This window comes from Brevibacterium sp. HMSC063G07 (assembly GCF_001810665.1).
Classification (GTDB): Bacteria; Actinomycetota; Actinomycetes; order Actinomycetales; family Brevibacteriaceae; genus Brevibacterium.
The window spans coordinates 51,116-67,073 of the sequence record NZ_KV802346.1 but is presented as its reverse complement, the minus strand read 5'-3'; the positions used below and the strand labels follow the sequence as shown (position 1 = coordinate 67,073).

The window sequence follows — 15,958 nt, the reverse complement described above, 5'->3', positions numbered from 1 at the left end:
AAACGCTCCCGAGGTGCCCGCTGGGTGCTGCTGAAAACACGAGATCTGCTGTGGTGGGGAAAGGTTCCCACCACAGCAGATCCGTTTTTATTGCCGTGAGCTGAGCTGCTCAGTCTTCGTCTGGAATGTCGGCAGGGTCGGGGTTCTGGGTCGTGGTGCGGCGCACGGAGATGATCGCCCACACAATCGGGATGAGTGCCACAGCACCTCCGCTGAACAGGCCGCGGGACAGAGGCGTGGTGCCGTCGCGGCTCATGTTGTTGGCAAGGCCCTGAGTGACATCCGGTACAGGGATGACGGGCTGTCCGGTGGTCAAATGGAACACGATTCCGAACAGCAGTGCGGCAACCATGACGCCCATAATCACGTGGGGCCACACCAGCTGGCCCAAGGTGCCCTTGGACAGCAGCTTGTCGACCTGGACACCGTGACGTTCAGCGTAGAAGTAGATGGCAAACGACGGAATCGACGACAGCACCAGCAGGACGGCGCCCCATGCGCCGTTGCCGGTCAGTGCTAGTGCGGCGGCAACGGCGGTTGCCGTGTAGACGCTCACGACCGCGCCGAACGACGTTGCCTGCAGCAGAATGCGAGCTTCGCGTTCATGGCCCATCGTTGCGGAGTAGTAGCCCATCATCCGGTCTATATGAGGTGTCGGGGAGTTTGTCATGAGTTGTCCTCCTGTGCGGTGGGAAAAAGATCTTCGACTGTGTGTTTCAGCAACTGTGCGATTGACAGTGCTAGGTAGACGCTGGGGGCGTAGTCGCCGCGTTCAATCGAAATGATCGTCTGCCGCGATACACCCACCTTGGCTGCCAGCTGGGCCTGCGTGAGTTCGGCAAGCAGCCTGGCGCTTTTCACTTTCGGTTTGGGGTGTGTGCTCATCTGTCCTCATGTCTAGTTTGTTTGACACAAGGTTAAGGAAACTAGACATGGCATGTCAAGTAAACCTGACATAAAGGCAAGAATCTTTGACATCGAAGAGTTGAGCAGGCGCCCCGAACCACAGCGGAGCACCCGAGAAGCGCCCCGACCCGGCACCTCGTCAGACCATGTCGAGCTCTACAGGAGCGAGTCTTTCCAGGCCGCGTGAAGATGAGCGAAGCGTCCCTCACCGGCAATGAGCTCGGCGGGAGTGCCGTCTTCGACAATCCTGCCGGCATCCATGACAAGAACGCGGTCGGCGATTTCGACCGTCGACAGGCGGTGGGCGATGATGACCGCGGTCCGGCCGGCGAGGATCGTCTCCAGTCCCTGCTGGACCAGCTTCTCTGAGGGCACGTCCAGGTGAGCAGTGGCCTCGTCAAGAACAAGAACCGCGGGGTCAGCCAAGAACACGCGCGCAAAGCTCACCAGCTGACGCTGCCCGGAGCTCAAACGCCCGCCGCGTTTGCGCACATCCGTGTCATAGCCATCCGGCAGACTCTCGATGAATTCGTCCGCACCGACGGCGCGTGCGGCCGCGCGGACTTCGTCATCAGACGCATCGGGGCGGCCGATCCGAATATTGTCGGCAATCGTTCCGCCGAACAGGAACGATTCCTGCGTGACCATGACAACGGCTTTGCGCAGATCAGCATCCGCAATGTTCCGCAGGTCAACTCCATCGAGCTTCACCGCACCTTCCAGCGGATCGTAGAAGCGGGTCAGCAGCTTCACCAGCGTTGACTTGCCAGCACCCGTCGCGCCCACGAGCGCGGCCGTCTGCCCGGCCTGCAGGCGCAGATCAAAGCGGGGGAGCACATCCTGTCCGTCCCCGTACGCAAAGCGGACGGCATCGAAGACAATCTCGCCGTCGGCCTCGACAGCCTGGGGAGTTTCGGGGTCAGTAATGGTGGGTTCGACCTCGAGGACAGCTGTGATCTTCTCGAGCGCAGCCTGCGCCGACTGGTACATGTTGAACGTCTGCACGAGCTCATCAAGCGGCCCGTAGAAGCGGCGCACATAGAGGACGAAAGCGGCCAAGACACCGACCTGCGTGTGCCCGCCGATCACAAGCCACGCACCCAAGAGGATGATCGCGAACTGCGAAAGATTGCCGATCAGCCTGGTCAGCCCGGCAAAAGCTGCCACTCCCCGCAGAGCGTCGGTGTTGGCCTTGCGGTAGTCGTCATCATGGGCGGCCAGGCTGGATTTGCGCTGCGGCTGCCGACGGAAGGTCTGAACAGCGCGGATGCCGCCCATCGACTCCGTGAAATCGATGATCACCCTGGCAATCGACGTGCGCGTCCGCCGGTATGCCGCACGCTGTGAACGCTGGGCGGCGCGGGTGACGAAGTACAGCGGGATGAAGCCGGCGAAGGTGACGAGTGCCAGCGGGATGTCGAGGAAAATGAGAATCGCAGCGATGACCGCCATCTGCACGACCCCGGAAATCGCCGAAATGAGCGTATAGCCGAGGAACTCCTGCACCGACTCCAAGTCGGATGACTGCCGTGACACCAGCCGGCCTGAGCTCTGCTTTTCGTGATAGGCGATGTCGAGTTTCTGCACGTGGTCGAACAGGCGACCGCGCAGGGTCACCATGATCTTCTGGCTGACGATCCCAATGCCTCGGGTAGCTGCCCAGGATGCAGATGCGCCAAGAACCACAAACGCCGCGAACAGGCCCACATTGGTCCACAGGGGGCCGAAATCGCCGTTTGTCGCAGCGGGCAGGCCGTGGTCAAGGGCGCGTGCTATGAACACCGGGCCGAGCGTGCCGGCCGTGGCGAAGAACAGAACCAGCAGAGTCAGCACGATGAGGACCCCGCGGTAGGGTCGGATCAGCTGCAGGAGGAGCGCGCGGGAGCGTTTCGAAATGCCTTCCGGGAGGGCATCAATATCCGAGGTGGAGGTCACTGTGTCGCTCATGCCTGCGCCCCCATGAGGTTGCGGTAGGTGTCAGAGTTGGCCGTGAGTTCGCGGTGGGAGCCGGTTTCAACGACCGTGCCGCCGTCCAACACGGCAACCCTGTCTGCCAGCAGAGCGGTGGAGGGGCGGTGGGCCACGACGATCGTTGTGGAGTCCGGCAGCACCTCGGCCAGAGCACGCTGCACGCGGTCTTCTGTGTCGACGTCAACGGCTGAAAGCGGGTCGTCCATCACCAGCACGCGCGGCTTGCCGATGATGGCCCGTGCCAGGGCGACCCGCTGGCGCTGACCGCCTGAGAGGCTCAGCCCCTGTTCGCCCACCTGCGTTTCCAGTCCTTCCGGCAGGTCCTGCACGAAATCCCACGCGGCGGCAATGCGCAGCGCCTGCTCGATTTCGTCGTCACCGGCACCGGGCGCGCCCATTTCGACGTTCGCCCGGATGGTGTCGGAGAACAGAATGGGGTCTTCAAAGGCAAATGACACCAAGCCTCGCAGTGAGTTGAGCGGGATGGCGCGGATGTCCCGGCCGTCAATCGTGATGGCGCCGGAGGTCACATCGTGCAGGCGGGGGATGAGCGAGACAACCGTCGATTTACCAGAGCCCGTGGGCCCCACGAGCGCCAGCGTTTCACCGGGTTTAACGGTGAGGTTCACATCGTGCAGCAGTGGGCTCTCGCCATCGTCAAAGGTGAAACCGACGTCCGCGAACTCCAGCCTTCCCTCGGCAGAAGGCACGGCGGCTGTATCGTCGATTCCGCCAGTGGGGTCTTCGATGCCGATCTCTTCATCGAGCACTTCCCAATACCGCTGTGCGGCGGTGATGCTGATGAGGAAGTCGGCCAGAAGGAAGCCGAGCATTTCAATCGGCATCCGCAGAATCCACGTGATTGTCAGCGCAGCAACAACCTGGCCGATGGTCACCCAGCCCTCAAGCACACCCCACGCGCCCAGCCCCAGCATGACGACCTGCGCGGCGGCCGGCAGCATCAGCATCGTGCCCCACATCCAGGAATCGAGCTTTGCCAGGTGTACCTCGCAGCCGGCCAGACGGTGGGAGAGTTCAGAAAACCTCTGCGAAGCCCACGATGACCGTCCGAAAGAGCGCAGAATCCGAATGCCGAGAATTGACTCTTCGACGTTGGTGGTGATTTCGCCCATCGTGTCCTGGGATGCGCGCGAAGTCCGCCGATACCGGCCCTCCAAAAGGGCGACGGCACCCGTCAGCGGAATGGCCATACCTACGACAATGAGCCCGAACAGCGGGTGAATAAGCCACAGCATGACGGTGCCGATGACGATCGTCACCGGTGTGACCAGCATGAACGGTCCGCCGAAGGCAAAGAAGCGCCGCAGCTGCGACATGTCCTGCGTGGCCCGCGACAGCAGCTGGCCCGAATCCCACGCATCGTGCTTGCCGACCCGCAGGTACAGAAGGCGGGAGAACAGTCGGCCCCGCCACGTGACCTCCCATTCCGACACCACCCCGGCAACCAGACGGCGGCGCGCCCACAGGGCAGACGCCTCGGCGATTCCGACCGCCAAAATTGCGGCCGCAGGCCACCACAGACCGGCAGGGTCGCGGTGGGCGATCGGGCCGTCAATGATGTGGCCGGTGAGCATGGGGGTGGCCAGCGAAATTGCGTTGGCAATGAGTGTGAGCACCATGACCAGGGAATACACCCACAGACGGGCGCGGATGTCTGGCCAGAATCGCAGGAGTGCTCGCATCTGATTCAGCCTATAGGCGCTTCAGCCGGGTGAGAACCTCTGCGTGCGGCGAATGCGGGAACATATCGACTATTCGGACGGTTTCGGCCCTGTAGGCGGGCATGTTCTCAAGGTCTGCGGCCAGAGTCTGCGGGTTGCAGCTGGAGTAGATGACGGTGGCAATTTCCGAGTTCTGAATCCACTGGCTCATGGGCTTGCCCAGCCCACGCCGAGGCGGATTGACGATGAGCAGGTCGGCTGGCTCGGTCTGTTCGCGCGCCCATGTGAACGCGTCTTCTGCCGTGAACTCGATACGGCCTTCGACTTCCGGATGCTCCCTCGCGAGGCGCCTGGCAGCTTCACGTGCCCGCTGGACTGCTTCTGGGTTGAGTTCGGCTGCGCGGACGCGGACCTTCGGCGAGGCGAGTGCGGCGTGGAGGGCGAAGCCGCCGACACCGCAGTACAGGTCCCACACCGTGAGAGGGGCGGTGGGGTGCGCTGATGAGTTGGGGCCTGCGGCTGCGGTCGGGTGTGCGGCCGCGGTGTCGGCAATCCACTGCCTGACGGTCCGGTAGAGCTCGCCGGCTACAGCGCTGTTCGTCTGGAGGAAAGACTGCGGGCCGGGCAGGAGCGTGACGTCGCCCTGGGTGACCGGCAGGGAGTGCTCGCCGTACAGGTGAATTTCCGTTGGCCCTTCGATGATGGCCGTGTGATCGGGATTGATGTTTGCGCTGATGACCGCGATGTCAGGAACCGCCTCCAGCAGGCGAGGCAGTTTTTCTTTCAGGCGCGGCAGAGCGCTGTCGGTGCGCAGAACGAAGCGGATGGCCAGCTGGCCGGCATCGCCTTCTGTCACGATGACGTACTTGAGTTCTCCCTTGCGTGCGCGCACCCGGTAAGGAGGGATCTGTGCGGCTTTGATGACTGCCGGGATGGCCTCCAGGGCGCGGTGGATGACGGGAGAGTAGAGCGGACAGTCCGATAGGTCGATGCCGGCGAAGTCTTCGTCGAGAATGCCGAGTGTGGGTTCGCTGGTGGTGCCGCCGACAGCCATTTTCGCGGTGTTGCGGAATCCCGAATCCGGGCTGGTGATGGGAGCTTCGAAAACCTCTTCGGGGCTTCTGCCGCCCAGGGCGTGTTCGATGTTTGCGGCCAGTTCTCGTTCAATGCGGGTCAGCCGCTGATTCGCGGGCACCTCGATGAGAGAGCAGGTCCGGCAGCGGTCAGCGGCAAAGTGGGCGCAGAACATACGGCAATCCTAGGTGCTGTGTCAGACCCTGCTGTTAGTGTTCGAACATCCGGAAGGGAAAGCGCTATGACACATTCGCAGCTGAAAGCAGAAGACAAGAATCGACGCCGGTCCATCCTTGTGGCTGCCTTCGGCACGATTGTCGAATGGTTCGACTTCTCCGTTTTCTTCTACGTGTCCGTCAATCTGGCGCGCGTGTACTTTCCCGGGCAGGAGAACTCGCTACTGCTCACCCTGGGCGTGGGCGCGGCTGGTTTCTTCTTCCGCCCACTGGGCGCCATGGTCTTCGGGCACCTCGGTGACAAAGTCGGTCGGCGTGCAGCCCTCGTGGTTTCGGCAGTGCTCATGGCGGTGGCCATGTTCGGAATCGCCATAACGCCCGGCTATGAACAGATCGGCATATGGGGTGGAATCATCATGATTTCCCTGCGCTGTCTGGCGGGCTTTTCCGTCGGTGCCGAATATACCGGCATCATGGTCTTCCTCATGGAAACAGCCAAAAAAGGACGCCGTGGTCTGGCTGCCAGCTGGGCGGCCGCGAACTCTGAGGTCGGTGCGCTTCTGGCAGTGGGCTCCGGTGCTCTTCTGGCCAATCTGCTGACCCCAGACCAGATGGACTCTTGGGGGTGGCGGGTGCTGTTCATCATCGGCGGGCTGCTGGCAGCAGTGATGATTCCGCTGCGCAAACACCTGGAGGAAACCGATACCTTTAAGAAAACGCAGGACAGCGGAGCGAACGCGGGCTCACCGCTGCTCGACGTTCTGCGCCGTCACCCCAAGGCCGTTGTCGTGGCATTCCTGGTGTCGTCGGTTGGATCTGTGTCGTACTTTCTCAACATCACCTACGTGCCCACGTTCCTCGAAACCGTTGTTGCAATGGACGGCGCCGGTTCGCTGGCGTTCGGCACAATTGCAGGAGTGGCGGCCATCATCGTCACACCCTTGATCGGGCTGGCCTCAGACAGGTTCGGCAGGCGGACCATGTTTGCGGCTCTCAGCGCGGTTCTAGTGCTCACAACAATTCCCGCATACGCGCTGCTGTCCCACGTCAACCCGACAACCGCAGCGACTGCCGCGGCGTTTCTTGCAGTGCCCGCTGCCGGGTGGTCAGCTGTTGCCGCTGCTGCCATCCCTGAACAGTTCACCGCCATCGGCCGCTTTTCCGGCATGGCGATCGGGTTCAATACGGCAACCGTGGCCTTTGGGGGTCTGTCGCCGATCATTGCCGCCAGCCTGGTCCAGGCCACCGGCTGGAACCTTGCCCCGCCAGGCTACGCCACAGCCGTTGTGCTGGCCGCTGGGATTCCCGCGCTGCTGCTCATGCGCGAACGTGGGCGCGCTCCCTTGGCGGACGTCGACGCGGATACCGGGCCCCCGCCTCGTGTCTCAGAAAATGGACAAACGGTTTCCGCGAATTGACATTGCTGACGTGGCCTAGTTCACTAGATTCCATGTTCACCGACGTTATTGTCCTTATTAGCAGGCGCGCGAGGTAATCCCTCCCAGCGTTCGCTTGGACGATCACCGCGCGCCCCTCCAGAATCTGGCAGGGGCTTTTTTTATGGGTGATCGCCAGGACGAAGGCGACACACAGGTACACAGCAGAGGAGTTCACCGTGGCATCAAAGCCCGTGCCGGCGCCATCGCCATCGCGCCAGGCTCAACAGCCCGCCAAAAGAGGGCGGACGGCCCCCGAGGTCCTGACGGGCGCGCAGGCCATTATCCGCAGCCTAGAGCTGTTGGGCGTCGACACCGTATTCGGACTGCCGGGCGGAACTATCCTCCCGACCTATGACCCGCTGATGGACGCAGAATCCATCAACCACATCCTCGTCCGTCACGAACAGGGAGCCGGTCACGCGGCAACCGGCTACGCGGCCGCCACAGGAAAAGTCGGCGTGTGCATGGCCACCTCCGGCCCCGGTGCCGCGAACCTCGTCACCCCGATCGCCGACGCCCACATGGACTCCGTGCCGCTCGTGGCCATCACCGGCCAGCAGTCCTCCAAGATGCTCGGCACCGACGCATTCCAGGAAGCGGACATTGTGGGCATGACAATGCCCATCACCAAGCACTCATTCCTGGTGACCCGAGTCGAGGACATCCCGCAGGCAATCATGTCGGCGTTCCACATCGCCTCGACCGGCAGGCCCGGACCCGTTTTGGTGGACGTGACAAAGGACGCGCAGCAGGCAGAGGCTCCGTTCATCTGGCCCGACGCTCCCAGCCTGCCCGGCTACCGGCCCGTCTCCAAGCCGCACAGCAAGCAGATTCGCGAAGCTGCGCAGCTGATCGCGCAGTCCAAGAAGCCGGTGTTCTACATCGGCGGCGGTGTTATCCGCTCCGGCGCTTCTGCTGAACTGCTGCGCTTGGCCGAGGCGACCAAGATTCCCGTTGCCACAACGCTGATGGCCCGAGGTGCGTTCCCGGACTCCCACCCGCAGCACGTGGGCATGCCCGGCATGCACGGCAACGTCTCCGCTGTTGCCGCATTCCAGAAGTCGGACCTGCTCATTGCGATCGGCGCGCGCTTTGATGACCGCGTCACGGGTGACCTTGCGTCATTCGCCCCGTACGCGAAAGTCATCCACGCCGACATCGACCCGGCTGAAATCGGCAAGAACCGTGCGGTCGATGTGCCGATCGTCGGCGATGCCCGCGAAGTGCTTGGCGCACTGCTGAGCGAGCTGCGCGAATCCCATTCGTCAGCACTCGAAAATGAACGCCCCGCTTGGTGGGCGAAGCTCAACGGCTGGAAGGAAACGTACCCGCTGGGCTACGAAGCCAACGATGTCGGACTGTGTGACCCGCAGTACGTCATTAAGCGCATCTCCGCGCTGACCGGCCCCGAAGGGGTTTTCGCCGCAGGTGTTGGACAGCACCAGATGTGGGCGAGCCAGTTCGTGAACTACGAACGTCCCAATTCGTGGCTCAACTCCGGAGGGCTCGGCACCATGGGCTACTCCGTTCCGGCCGCCATGGGTGCAAAGGTCGGCGAACCCGACCGCACCGTGTGGGCGATCGACGGCGACGGCTGTTTCCAGATGACAAACCAGGAACTGGCCACGTGCGTCATCTCGAACATTCCCATCAAAGTTGCGATCATCAACAATTCATCGCTCGGCATGGTCCGCCAGTGGCAGACCCTGTTCTACGACGGCCGCTATTCGCACTCCAACCTCGACACCGGCCACGGTTCGAGGCGGGTGCCGGACTTCGTGAAACTCGCCGAAGCCTACGGGTGCGCTGGGATGCGGGTCGAGCGCAACGAAGATGTCGATGCCGCAATTGCCAAGGCCCTGGAAATCAACGACCGGCCCGTGGTCATCGACTTCACGGTCCCAGCCGAGGCAATGGTGTGGCCCATGGTGCCCGCCGGTGTGAGCAACGACCAGATTGAGTACGCGCAGAACCTGCGTCCCGAATTCGAAGAGGAAGAGGAAGAGCTGTGAGCCGTCATACTCTGTCAGTCCTGCTGGAGAACAAGCCCGGCGCGCTCACCCGCCTGACCGGCCTCATTGCCCGTCGCGGATTCAACATCGATTCGCTTGCGGTGGGCACCACCGAAGTTGAAGAGATTTCGCGTCTGACAATGGTCGTCGATGTTCAAGACGTGCCTCTGGAGCAGGTCACCAAGCAGCTGAACAAACTTGTCAACGTCATCAAAGTCGTTGAACTCGAACCGGCGAACTCCGTGGAGCGCGGCCACGTGATCTTCAAAGTGGCGGCCGATTCTGTCACCCGCGGGCAGATTGCCGACGCCTGCGAACTGTTTCGTGTGCGCATCATCGATGTCGCCCCGGACGCGGTGTGTGTTGAGGCCACTGGCGAAGAATCCAAGCTGGCCGCACTGCGTGCAGTGCTCGAGCCGTTCGGCATCCGCGAAATCGTCCAGTCAGGGCTGCTGGCCATCAGCCGCGGTTCCCGGTCGATCTCCGATCGGTCCACCTGGGCGTGATCTGCTGACCCGAGCCCTCGGCAGCGTGAGTTCCCGAGCAGCACCGGGCGGGCGCCTCGCCCTTTATCTCACAGTGTGCACGCTCAATTCGCGGTGAGACTGCACGCTCCTATAATCTCGAAATAACACCCAACATCTGAGACGCGCCAAATGGGCGAGCGGTCTCAAAGGAAGGAAAAGAATCCCATGGCAGCAGAGCGCTACTACGATGACAACGCCGACCTCGGCGTCATCCAGGGCAAGAAAGTCGCCGTCATCGGCTTCGGTTCGCAGGGACACGCACACGCGCTGAGCCTGCGCGACTCCGGCGTCGACGTGCGCATCGGTCTGAAAGAAAACTCCAAGAGCCGCGACAAAGCCGAAGCTGAAGGTCTCAAGGTCGGCACTCCCGCCGAAGTCTCCGAATGGGCCGATGTCATCGTGATCCTCGCACCCGACCAGGTGCAGGCCGACATCTACAGCGCTGAAATCGCTGACAAGCTCACCGAAGGCAAGACTCTCGTGTTCTCGCACGGCTTCAACATCCGCTTCGGCTACATCGAAGCCCCGCAGGGTGTTGACGTCATCATGGTCGCCCCGAAGGGCCCTGGCCACGTTGTGCGCCGCGAATACGTTGACGGCCGCGGTGTTCCGGTGCTCGTCGCTGTTGAAGTCGACGCATCCGGCAAGGCCTGGGACACCGTCCTGTCCTACGCGAAGGCCATCGGCGGTCTGCGCGCCGGCGGCATCAAGACCACGTTCACGGAAGAAACCGAAACCGACCTGTTCGGCGAACAGGCCGTTCTCTGCGGCGGTGTGTCCCACCTCGTGCAGGCAGGCTTCGAAGTTCTGACCGAAGCCGGCTACCAGCCGGAAATCGCCTACTTCGAGGTGCTGCACGAACTCAAGCTCATTGTCGACCTCATGGTCGAAGGCGGCATCGCCAAGCAGCGCTGGTCCTGCTCCGACACCGCCGAATACGGCGACTACGTGTCCGGTCCGCGCGTCATCACCCCGCAGGTGAAGGAAGACATGAAGGCAGTGCTCGCCGACATTCAGGACGGCACCTTCGCCAAGCGCTTCATGGACGACCAGCAGAACGGTGCGAAGGAATTCAGCGAACTGCGCGCCAAGGAAGAACAGCACCCGATCGAAGCCACCGGCCGCGAACTGCGCAAGATGTTCGCATGGCTCAAGGACACCGAAGACGACTACACCGAGGGCACTGCCGCTCGCTGATCGTCAGCTGACCTTCCGCCAACAACAGCCGAGGTGGATCTCCGCGGAGGAGTTCCACCTCGGCTGTTTTGTGTGTCTAACGGGGAGGTGGGTAGAACGACCGTTAGCCGAACTCTGCTGATTAGGCGGAATACTGAGGCAAAAACGCACGGATCGCCTCGTTCTTCCGACTAGACGGCAGAGTTACTTCTGGCGGCCCTTCATCCTCGGGTTCTGCTTGTTGATCACGTAGATCTTGCCTTTGCGTTTGACCACCTGCGCGCCCGGCTGATTCTTCAGAGAACGAAGCGATGCTCGCACCTTCATGGGATCCCTTTCGACTGTCGCAGTCGGACTGTTCCGACTGCTCTTCTGGCCCGACTGCCTGCTTGAGCTGACTGCCCAGTCGGATTGGTGTGATCAGGCCACGTTAACCGTCGAATCCCATGTCATGGAGTGTTCATATGCTTACCCGTTGATCTCGGTGAGGTTGCGCGCACCGTTTGGAGCTGTTGTAACACAGTGAAAGCCGTCGTTCTGGCCAGATTCTGCTGATCAGGCAAGACGGTTTTTGCGTAGAGGTGTTGGGGAACTGCGAGTTATGGGTGCGGGTGGCCCGGAGGAACCTGGCCAGGCTGAGCTGGAGGAACCTGCCTCTGCTGGCCAGGCTGAACCTGATCAGCCTGGGCGCCGCCCTGCCTCTGCAGGCCATAAGGAACCTGGGCCCGCATAACCGGACGAACGTGAACGGGGGCCGCCGTCTCTACCTTCTTCCAACGCGCAACAAGCGTCAAAACGCCAGCAATGACAATGACAGCCACCATGGGGAACATCATGAACGCGCCACCGGAGCCTACACCTCGGTCGAATGCGCTGGACATGCTTCCCGAGAACAGCGCAATGACGAACATGGTCACGTTGTTCACCGCGTGGATAACGATGGGAGCCTCAATACCACCAGAGAAGTGGGTGAGCGCAGCCAAGGCGAGGCCAAACACCGCGTAGTACGCCCACAACCATGGATCGGACGCCCCGTGCGCAAGCGTGAACAGGATCGTGGCAACAATGACACCAATGATGCCGCCCGCCTGCGGAATCCACGAACCAAAGACGCGCGGAACGTAGCTGCGGAACATGATCTCTTCAGCCGCTGCCTGAAACGGCGTGGTCAGCACAATGATGAGCAGATACGCCAGCGCCGTACCGTCAAATGTGAGCGGCGAGTCGCCAGACCCCATAATTGCGCTGTTATCAAAGAGAAACCCGGCTCCGATGTACAGAACGAACAACGGCACCGTACACGCCAGGCTCAATCCCCACCACTTCCAACGCATGTGCGGCAACACCGAGAACATGCGCGACCACGGCTGCTTGTGCAGAATCCGGTGCGCAAGCAAAGCCGCAAGTCCACCCACAATGAGCGAAAGGTTCACCGTGAGCAGCAACAGCGGAGTGTTGTTGATTTTTCCGGCCATGGCGTCTTCTTGTGAAGTCGCACCAGTGGCGATGTCGATCGCCACAGCGATAATGCCACCCACAATCGACACAGCAAAGAAAACGACTATAGTCGCAATCATTCCCACGAGCCCCATCCACCAGCGGTTATGCGCGGTGCGGTAGTGGTTTTCGAACGGTTCGTTCCGCTGCTCTGGCGCAGACGTTTCAAACGGTCCGTTGTGGGGATGAGGAATATTCGGTGGGGTTACGCCATGCGAAGTAGTCATGCTCTATAGATTTCCACGCGACTTTTTCCGGCGCAATTCTTGTTCAACAGGGTCGGGCACGGGCGCTGCTTCAATGAGCGCCCGCGTATAGTCCGAATCTGGCGAGCCCAAAACCCGTCCCGTTTCACCTTCTTCCACTACATGGCCATCGCGCAGAACAACCACGCGCGACGCCACCTGACTGATCACCGCCAGGTCGTGGCTGATGAACAGGGAAGCGAACTGACGCTTCTCGTGCAGTTCGGCAAGGAGGTCCAGGATGCCGGTCTGCACGGAAACATCTAAGGCCGAGGTGGGTTCATCTGCGATGAGAAGGTCGGGTTCCAGCGCCAGGGCTCGGGCGATCGCCACACGCTGCTTCTGCCCGCCGGAAAGCTCTCGCGGAAAACGGCGCGCAAACTCCGCGGGCAGTTGAACGTCGTCCAGCAGCTCATCCACTTTGCGGGCGATATCACGGCGCGACAGCCGCGTGTGCAGCTCAAAGGGCTGAGCAATCTGAGCGCCGATCGTGCGCCGCGGATTCAGAGAACCAGCCGGGTCCTGGAACACAACTCCGACCCGTGACCGCAGCTTCCGCTGCTGTCGGGAAATCCCCGGAACAACGGCAGTCCCTGCGACCTCGGCGGTCCCACTGGCAAGTTTCTGCGCCCCCGTGAGCACGTTGGCGATCGTCGATTTACCGGAGCCCGACTCACCAACCAACCCCACGATCGTGTGGGCTGGAATCGTCAGTGAAACGTCATCGAGCGCAACCGTAGACCCGTGCTCCACCCGAGCGTGCTCCACCCGAGCCGCAACAGCCTCGCCCGCGCCCTGTTCGTCCACGGCACGGTTTGCAATCCGTGGCACTGATTCCAACAGTGTGCGCGTGTACGGGTGCTGCGGGTTTTCAAACAGGTCACGAACACCCGCAGTCTCAACCACGCGCCCGTCCTTCATCACCACAACATGGGTCGCAACATCGGCAACGACCCCCATATCGTGCGTGATCAGCAGGACCGCGCGTTCCTGCGCGATGTTGCGCAGCAGATCCAGAATCCCCGCCTGAACCGTGACGTCCAATGCCGTGGTCGGCTCATCGGCTATGAGGACTTCAGGCGAATGCACAGTTGCCAGCGCGATCATCGCACGCTGCAGCTGCCCACCCGACAGCTGATGCGGGTACGACCCCGCGATCCTCTCGGGATCTTTCAGACCAGCCTTTTTCAACACCTCGGCAACGGATGCTTCCGTTCCGTGCGCTCGCATGGCTTCACGCACGTGATACCCGATCGTGTACATCGGGTCGAAAGCCCCCATGGACTCCTGGAAGATCATGCCGATGCGCTTCCCGCGGACGGAACGCAGCAGCTGAGGCGAGGCGGAAATGAGCTCCGTGCCGTCGGCCAGGTGGGCCTCACCGGTGACCGAAGCCCCGGTGAGACCCAACAGCGAAAGTGCCGTGACCGACTTACCGGAACCGGACTCACCCACAAGCGCAACCACCGATGAGGCCGGCACATCAAAACTCACGTCGTGGGTGACCTCGGCGCCGTCAAACGACACCGACACATTCCGAATCTCTAGAGCATTCACTGAGACAGCGACACCTTGAGGTAGTTGGGATAAGCAGGGAACGAGCCGATGATGAAGTTCTCAACCTTAGAACCGTGCATGAACGAGTTCTTGGTGTACATCAGCGGAACAACAGGCGCGTCTTCCATGATCGTCTTGTCGACTTCAGCCCACAGCTTCTGCGCCTCTTCATCGTCGATCGTGTGCGTTGCCTTGCTGATCATGTCGTCGACCTTGGGGTTGGAATACCGCGAAATGTTGTAGTTTCCGTTGCCGATCTGCGACGACGCGAACAGCGGCTCAATGTTGGCATTCGCTGATGGGAAGTCCGGCTGCCACGACGACAACGCCAGGTCGTAATCACCCTCGCCCTGCGTCGCGTCCGCAGAGAACGAGTTGGTGTCCTCAGCCTTGATCCGCACCTTCACTCCTGCTTTGCTGAGGCTTTGCGAAATCGCTTGAGCCTGGGCTGACGAGATCGGGTCGTTGCGGGTGAGCAGCGTCAGCGTGCCCACGTACTTGCCTTCGAGCAGCTGCTTGGCTTTTTCAGAGTCCCCAGAGTCCGGTGCTTCGTACAGGTTGTAATCCTGGCGTCCGGGGATTCCGGGTGAAATGAGCGTGGAGGCGAAGCTGCCGGAGATCTCACCACCGGAAGCAATGCGAACAGCGTTCTTGTCGATCGCGTAGTTCAGCGCCTTGCGAACATCCACGTCTGAAATGCGCTCGGTGTTGATCGCAAGGTACTTCAGCGCACCATCACCGCTGGTCACCAAACGGGACTTCGCGGACGGGTTCTTCTGCGCCTGCGCCAGCTGAGCGGCAGGAATGAAGTCCGCGCCGAATGAGGCCTGCGCTTCATTCGAGTCGCTGATCAGCGACTGAGCTGCCACCGTCGGGTCTTGGCTCATCTTGAACGTAATGGTGTCCGGGCCGGCTGTGCGTACCTCGTCGGTGTCCTGGTTCCAGTTGTCGTTGCGTTTGAGAACCATCGAGGTGCCCGGGGTGTTTGATTCAACCCGGTATGGTCCCGAGGCGACAGGCGCGTTCCCGTATTCCGCCGGCTTGTCTTTGTCCTTGGGCACGGGGGTGAAGGCGGGCATCGACGCGATCCACGGCCAGTCACCGAACGCTTCGTTGAGGTGGAACACGATCGTCTTGTCATCCGGTGTTTCGATCGAGTCGAGCTCCTTGCCATCGAACGGGCCGGAATACTTCTCCGCCCCCTTCAGAAGTGTCTTGTGGTAGCTCAGACCGCCGGAAAGCTCCTTCGAGAAGGACCGTTCGATGCCGTACTTGATGTCCTTTGACGTAATCGGGGTTCCATCCTCGAACGTCACACCGTCTTTGAGAGTGAACGTCCACGTCTTACCGTCCTCGCTGGGAGTCCCGGTGTCCGTGGCCAAGTCGGGAACGACCTCGGGGGCGGCGTCCGGTTGGATGTCCCACGTGGTCAAACGCCGTGCCACAAGACCCAGGGACGTAATGGCAAGGCCCTGGCTCTTGCCTGGGTCCATGTCCATTTCCGTGCCCGAGGTGAGGATCGTCAAGTCTCCGCCCTTGGCGGTTTCGCCCAGCCCGGCTTGCTCTTCGTCAAAGTTGTTTGCGTTGCAGCCGGTGACTGCCATGGTGGTCGCCAGAAAAATGGCAGACAGAGTTTTGAAGGGTTTCATTGTTTCCTTTGTTCCAAGAAAGCTGTTGAGGACGCCGCGTGTGCGCG

13 protein-coding genes are annotated in these 15,958 nt (G+C 61.5%); 4 read left to right on the top strand and 9 right to left on the bottom strand.

Annotated elements, in window-relative coordinates:
- Positions 1-109: 109 nt before the first annotated feature.
- From HMPREF2757_RS04175 to HMPREF2757_RS04155, 5 genes are all read right to left on the bottom strand, one after another.
- Positions 110-670 (bottom strand): hypothetical protein, encoded by a 561-nt coding sequence (locus tag HMPREF2757_RS04175; protein ID WP_141750171.1) that lies wholly within the window; start codon positions 668-670, stop codon positions 110-112.
- Positions 667-885, bottom strand: coding sequence for a helix-turn-helix transcriptional regulator (locus tag HMPREF2757_RS04170; protein ID WP_070573640.1), 219 nt, complete (start codon positions 883-885; stop codon positions 667-669). Before HMPREF2757_RS04170 ends, HMPREF2757_RS04175 begins: the two co-directional genes overlap by 4 nt.
- A gap of 177 nt (positions 886-1,062) precedes the next feature.
- The gene (locus HMPREF2757_RS04165) at positions 1,063-2,853 is read right to left on the bottom strand and encodes an ABC transporter ATP-binding protein (RefSeq protein WP_070573639.1); all 1,791 of its coding nucleotides are present in this window, start codon (positions 2,851-2,853) and stop codon (positions 1,063-1,065) included.
- Positions 2,850-4,580, bottom strand: coding sequence for an ABC transporter ATP-binding protein (locus HMPREF2757_RS04160; RefSeq protein WP_070573638.1), 1,731 nt, complete (start codon positions 4,578-4,580; stop codon positions 2,850-2,852). Before HMPREF2757_RS04160 ends, HMPREF2757_RS04165 begins: the two co-directional genes overlap by 4 nt.
- Before the next feature lie 10 nt (positions 4,581-4,590).
- Positions 4,591-5,808, bottom strand: coding sequence for a methyltransferase (locus HMPREF2757_RS04155; protein WP_070573636.1), 1,218 nt, complete (start codon positions 5,806-5,808; stop codon positions 4,591-4,593).
- A gap of 66 nt (positions 5,809-5,874) precedes the next feature.
- Here HMPREF2757_RS04155 and HMPREF2757_RS04150 point away from each other — a divergent pair, with 66 nt between their 5' ends.
- From HMPREF2757_RS04150 to ilvC, 4 genes are all read left to right on the top strand, one after another.
- Complete coding sequence (locus HMPREF2757_RS04150) at positions 5,875-7,227, top strand: MFS transporter (protein ID WP_070573634.1); 1,353 nt, start codon at positions 5,875-5,877, stop codon at positions 7,225-7,227.
- Positions 7,228-7,439: 212 nt separating this feature from the next.
- Positions 7,440-9,260 (top strand): acetolactate synthase large subunit, encoded by a 1,821-nt coding sequence (locus HMPREF2757_RS04145; protein WP_370919380.1) that lies wholly within the window; start codon positions 7,440-7,442, stop codon positions 9,258-9,260.
- Positions 9,257-9,766, top strand: a complete 510-nt coding sequence (gene ilvN, locus HMPREF2757_RS04140; protein ID WP_061943320.1) for an acetolactate synthase small subunit — start codon at positions 9,257-9,259, stop codon at positions 9,764-9,766. The genes HMPREF2757_RS04145 and ilvN overlap by 4 nt, the downstream gene beginning before the upstream one ends.
- Positions 9,767-9,952: 186 nt before the next feature.
- Positions 9,953-10,984: a ketol-acid reductoisomerase gene (ilvC, locus tag HMPREF2757_RS04135; protein WP_070573631.1), complete on the top strand. Its 1,032-nt coding sequence runs from the start codon at positions 9,953-9,955 to the stop codon at positions 10,982-10,984.
- A 183-nt stretch (positions 10,985-11,167) separates the two neighbouring features.
- Here the strand turns inward: ilvC and ykgO are convergent, their stop codons facing one another.
- The 4 genes from ykgO to HMPREF2757_RS04115 all read right to left on the bottom strand — a co-directional run bounded on the left by ykgO (position 11,168) and on the right by HMPREF2757_RS04115 (position 15,911).
- Positions 11,168-11,290 carry a type B 50S ribosomal protein L36 gene (gene ykgO / locus HMPREF2757_RS04130; protein ID WP_019174766.1) on the bottom strand — a complete coding sequence of 41 codons (123 nt, stop codon included), beginning with the start codon at positions 11,288-11,290 and terminating at the stop codon, positions 11,168-11,170.
- A gap of 272 nt (positions 11,291-11,562) precedes the next feature.
- The gene (locus tag HMPREF2757_RS04125; RefSeq protein ID WP_083304092.1) at positions 11,563-12,687 is read right to left on the bottom strand and encodes a CPBP family intramembrane glutamic endopeptidase; all 1,125 of its coding nucleotides are present in this window, start codon (positions 12,685-12,687) and stop codon (positions 11,563-11,565) included.
- Positions 12,688-12,690: 3 nt separating this feature from the next.
- Entirely contained in the window at positions 12,691-14,262 is a 1,572-nt protein-coding gene (locus tag HMPREF2757_RS04120; protein ID WP_070573627.1) for an ATP-binding cassette domain-containing protein, read from the bottom strand.
- Positions 14,259-15,911 carry an ABC transporter substrate-binding protein gene (locus tag HMPREF2757_RS04115; protein ID WP_070573625.1) on the bottom strand — a complete coding sequence of 551 codons (1,653 nt, stop codon included), beginning with the start codon at positions 15,909-15,911 and terminating at the stop codon, positions 14,259-14,261. Before HMPREF2757_RS04115 ends, HMPREF2757_RS04120 begins: the two co-directional genes overlap by 4 nt.
- Between the last annotated feature and the right edge of the window lie 47 nt (positions 15,912-15,958).

Bases quoted from the DNA above. Each gene is read 5' to 3' on its own strand.
- HMPREF2757_RS04160 (WP_070573638.1), bottom strand. From the start codon at position 4,580: ATGCGAGCACTCCTGCGATTCTGGCCAGACATCCGCGCCCGTCTGTGG.
- HMPREF2757_RS04150 (WP_070573634.1), top strand. From the start codon at position 5,875: ATGACACATTCGCAGCTGAAAGCAGAAGACAAGAATCGACGCCGGTCC.
- ykgO (WP_019174766.1), bottom strand. From the start codon at position 11,290: ATGAAGGTGCGAGCATCGCTTCGTTCTCTGAAGAATCAGCCGGGCGCG.
- HMPREF2757_RS04115 (WP_070573625.1), bottom strand. From the start codon at position 15,911: ATGAAACCCTTCAAAACTCTGTCTGCCATTTTTCTGGCGACCACCATG.
- HMPREF2757_RS04155 (WP_070573636.1), bottom strand. From the start codon at position 5,808: ATGTTCTGCGCCCACTTTGCCGCTGACCGCTGCCGGACCTGCTCTCTC.
- HMPREF2757_RS04165 (WP_070573639.1), bottom strand. From the start codon at position 2,853: ATGAGCGACACAGTGACCTCCACCTCGGATATTGATGCCCTCCCGGAA.
- ilvC (WP_070573631.1), top strand. From the start codon at position 9,953: ATGGCAGCAGAGCGCTACTACGATGACAACGCCGACCTCGGCGTCATC.
- HMPREF2757_RS04170 (WP_070573640.1), bottom strand. From the start codon at position 885: ATGAGCACACACCCCAAACCGAAAGTGAAAAGCGCCAGGCTGCTTGCC.
- HMPREF2757_RS04175 (WP_141750171.1), bottom strand. From the start codon at position 670: ATGACAAACTCCCCGACACCTCATATAGACCGGATGATGGGCTACTAC.
- HMPREF2757_RS04125 (WP_083304092.1), bottom strand. From the start codon at position 12,687: ATGACTACTTCGCATGGCGTAACCCCACCGAATATTCCTCATCCCCAC.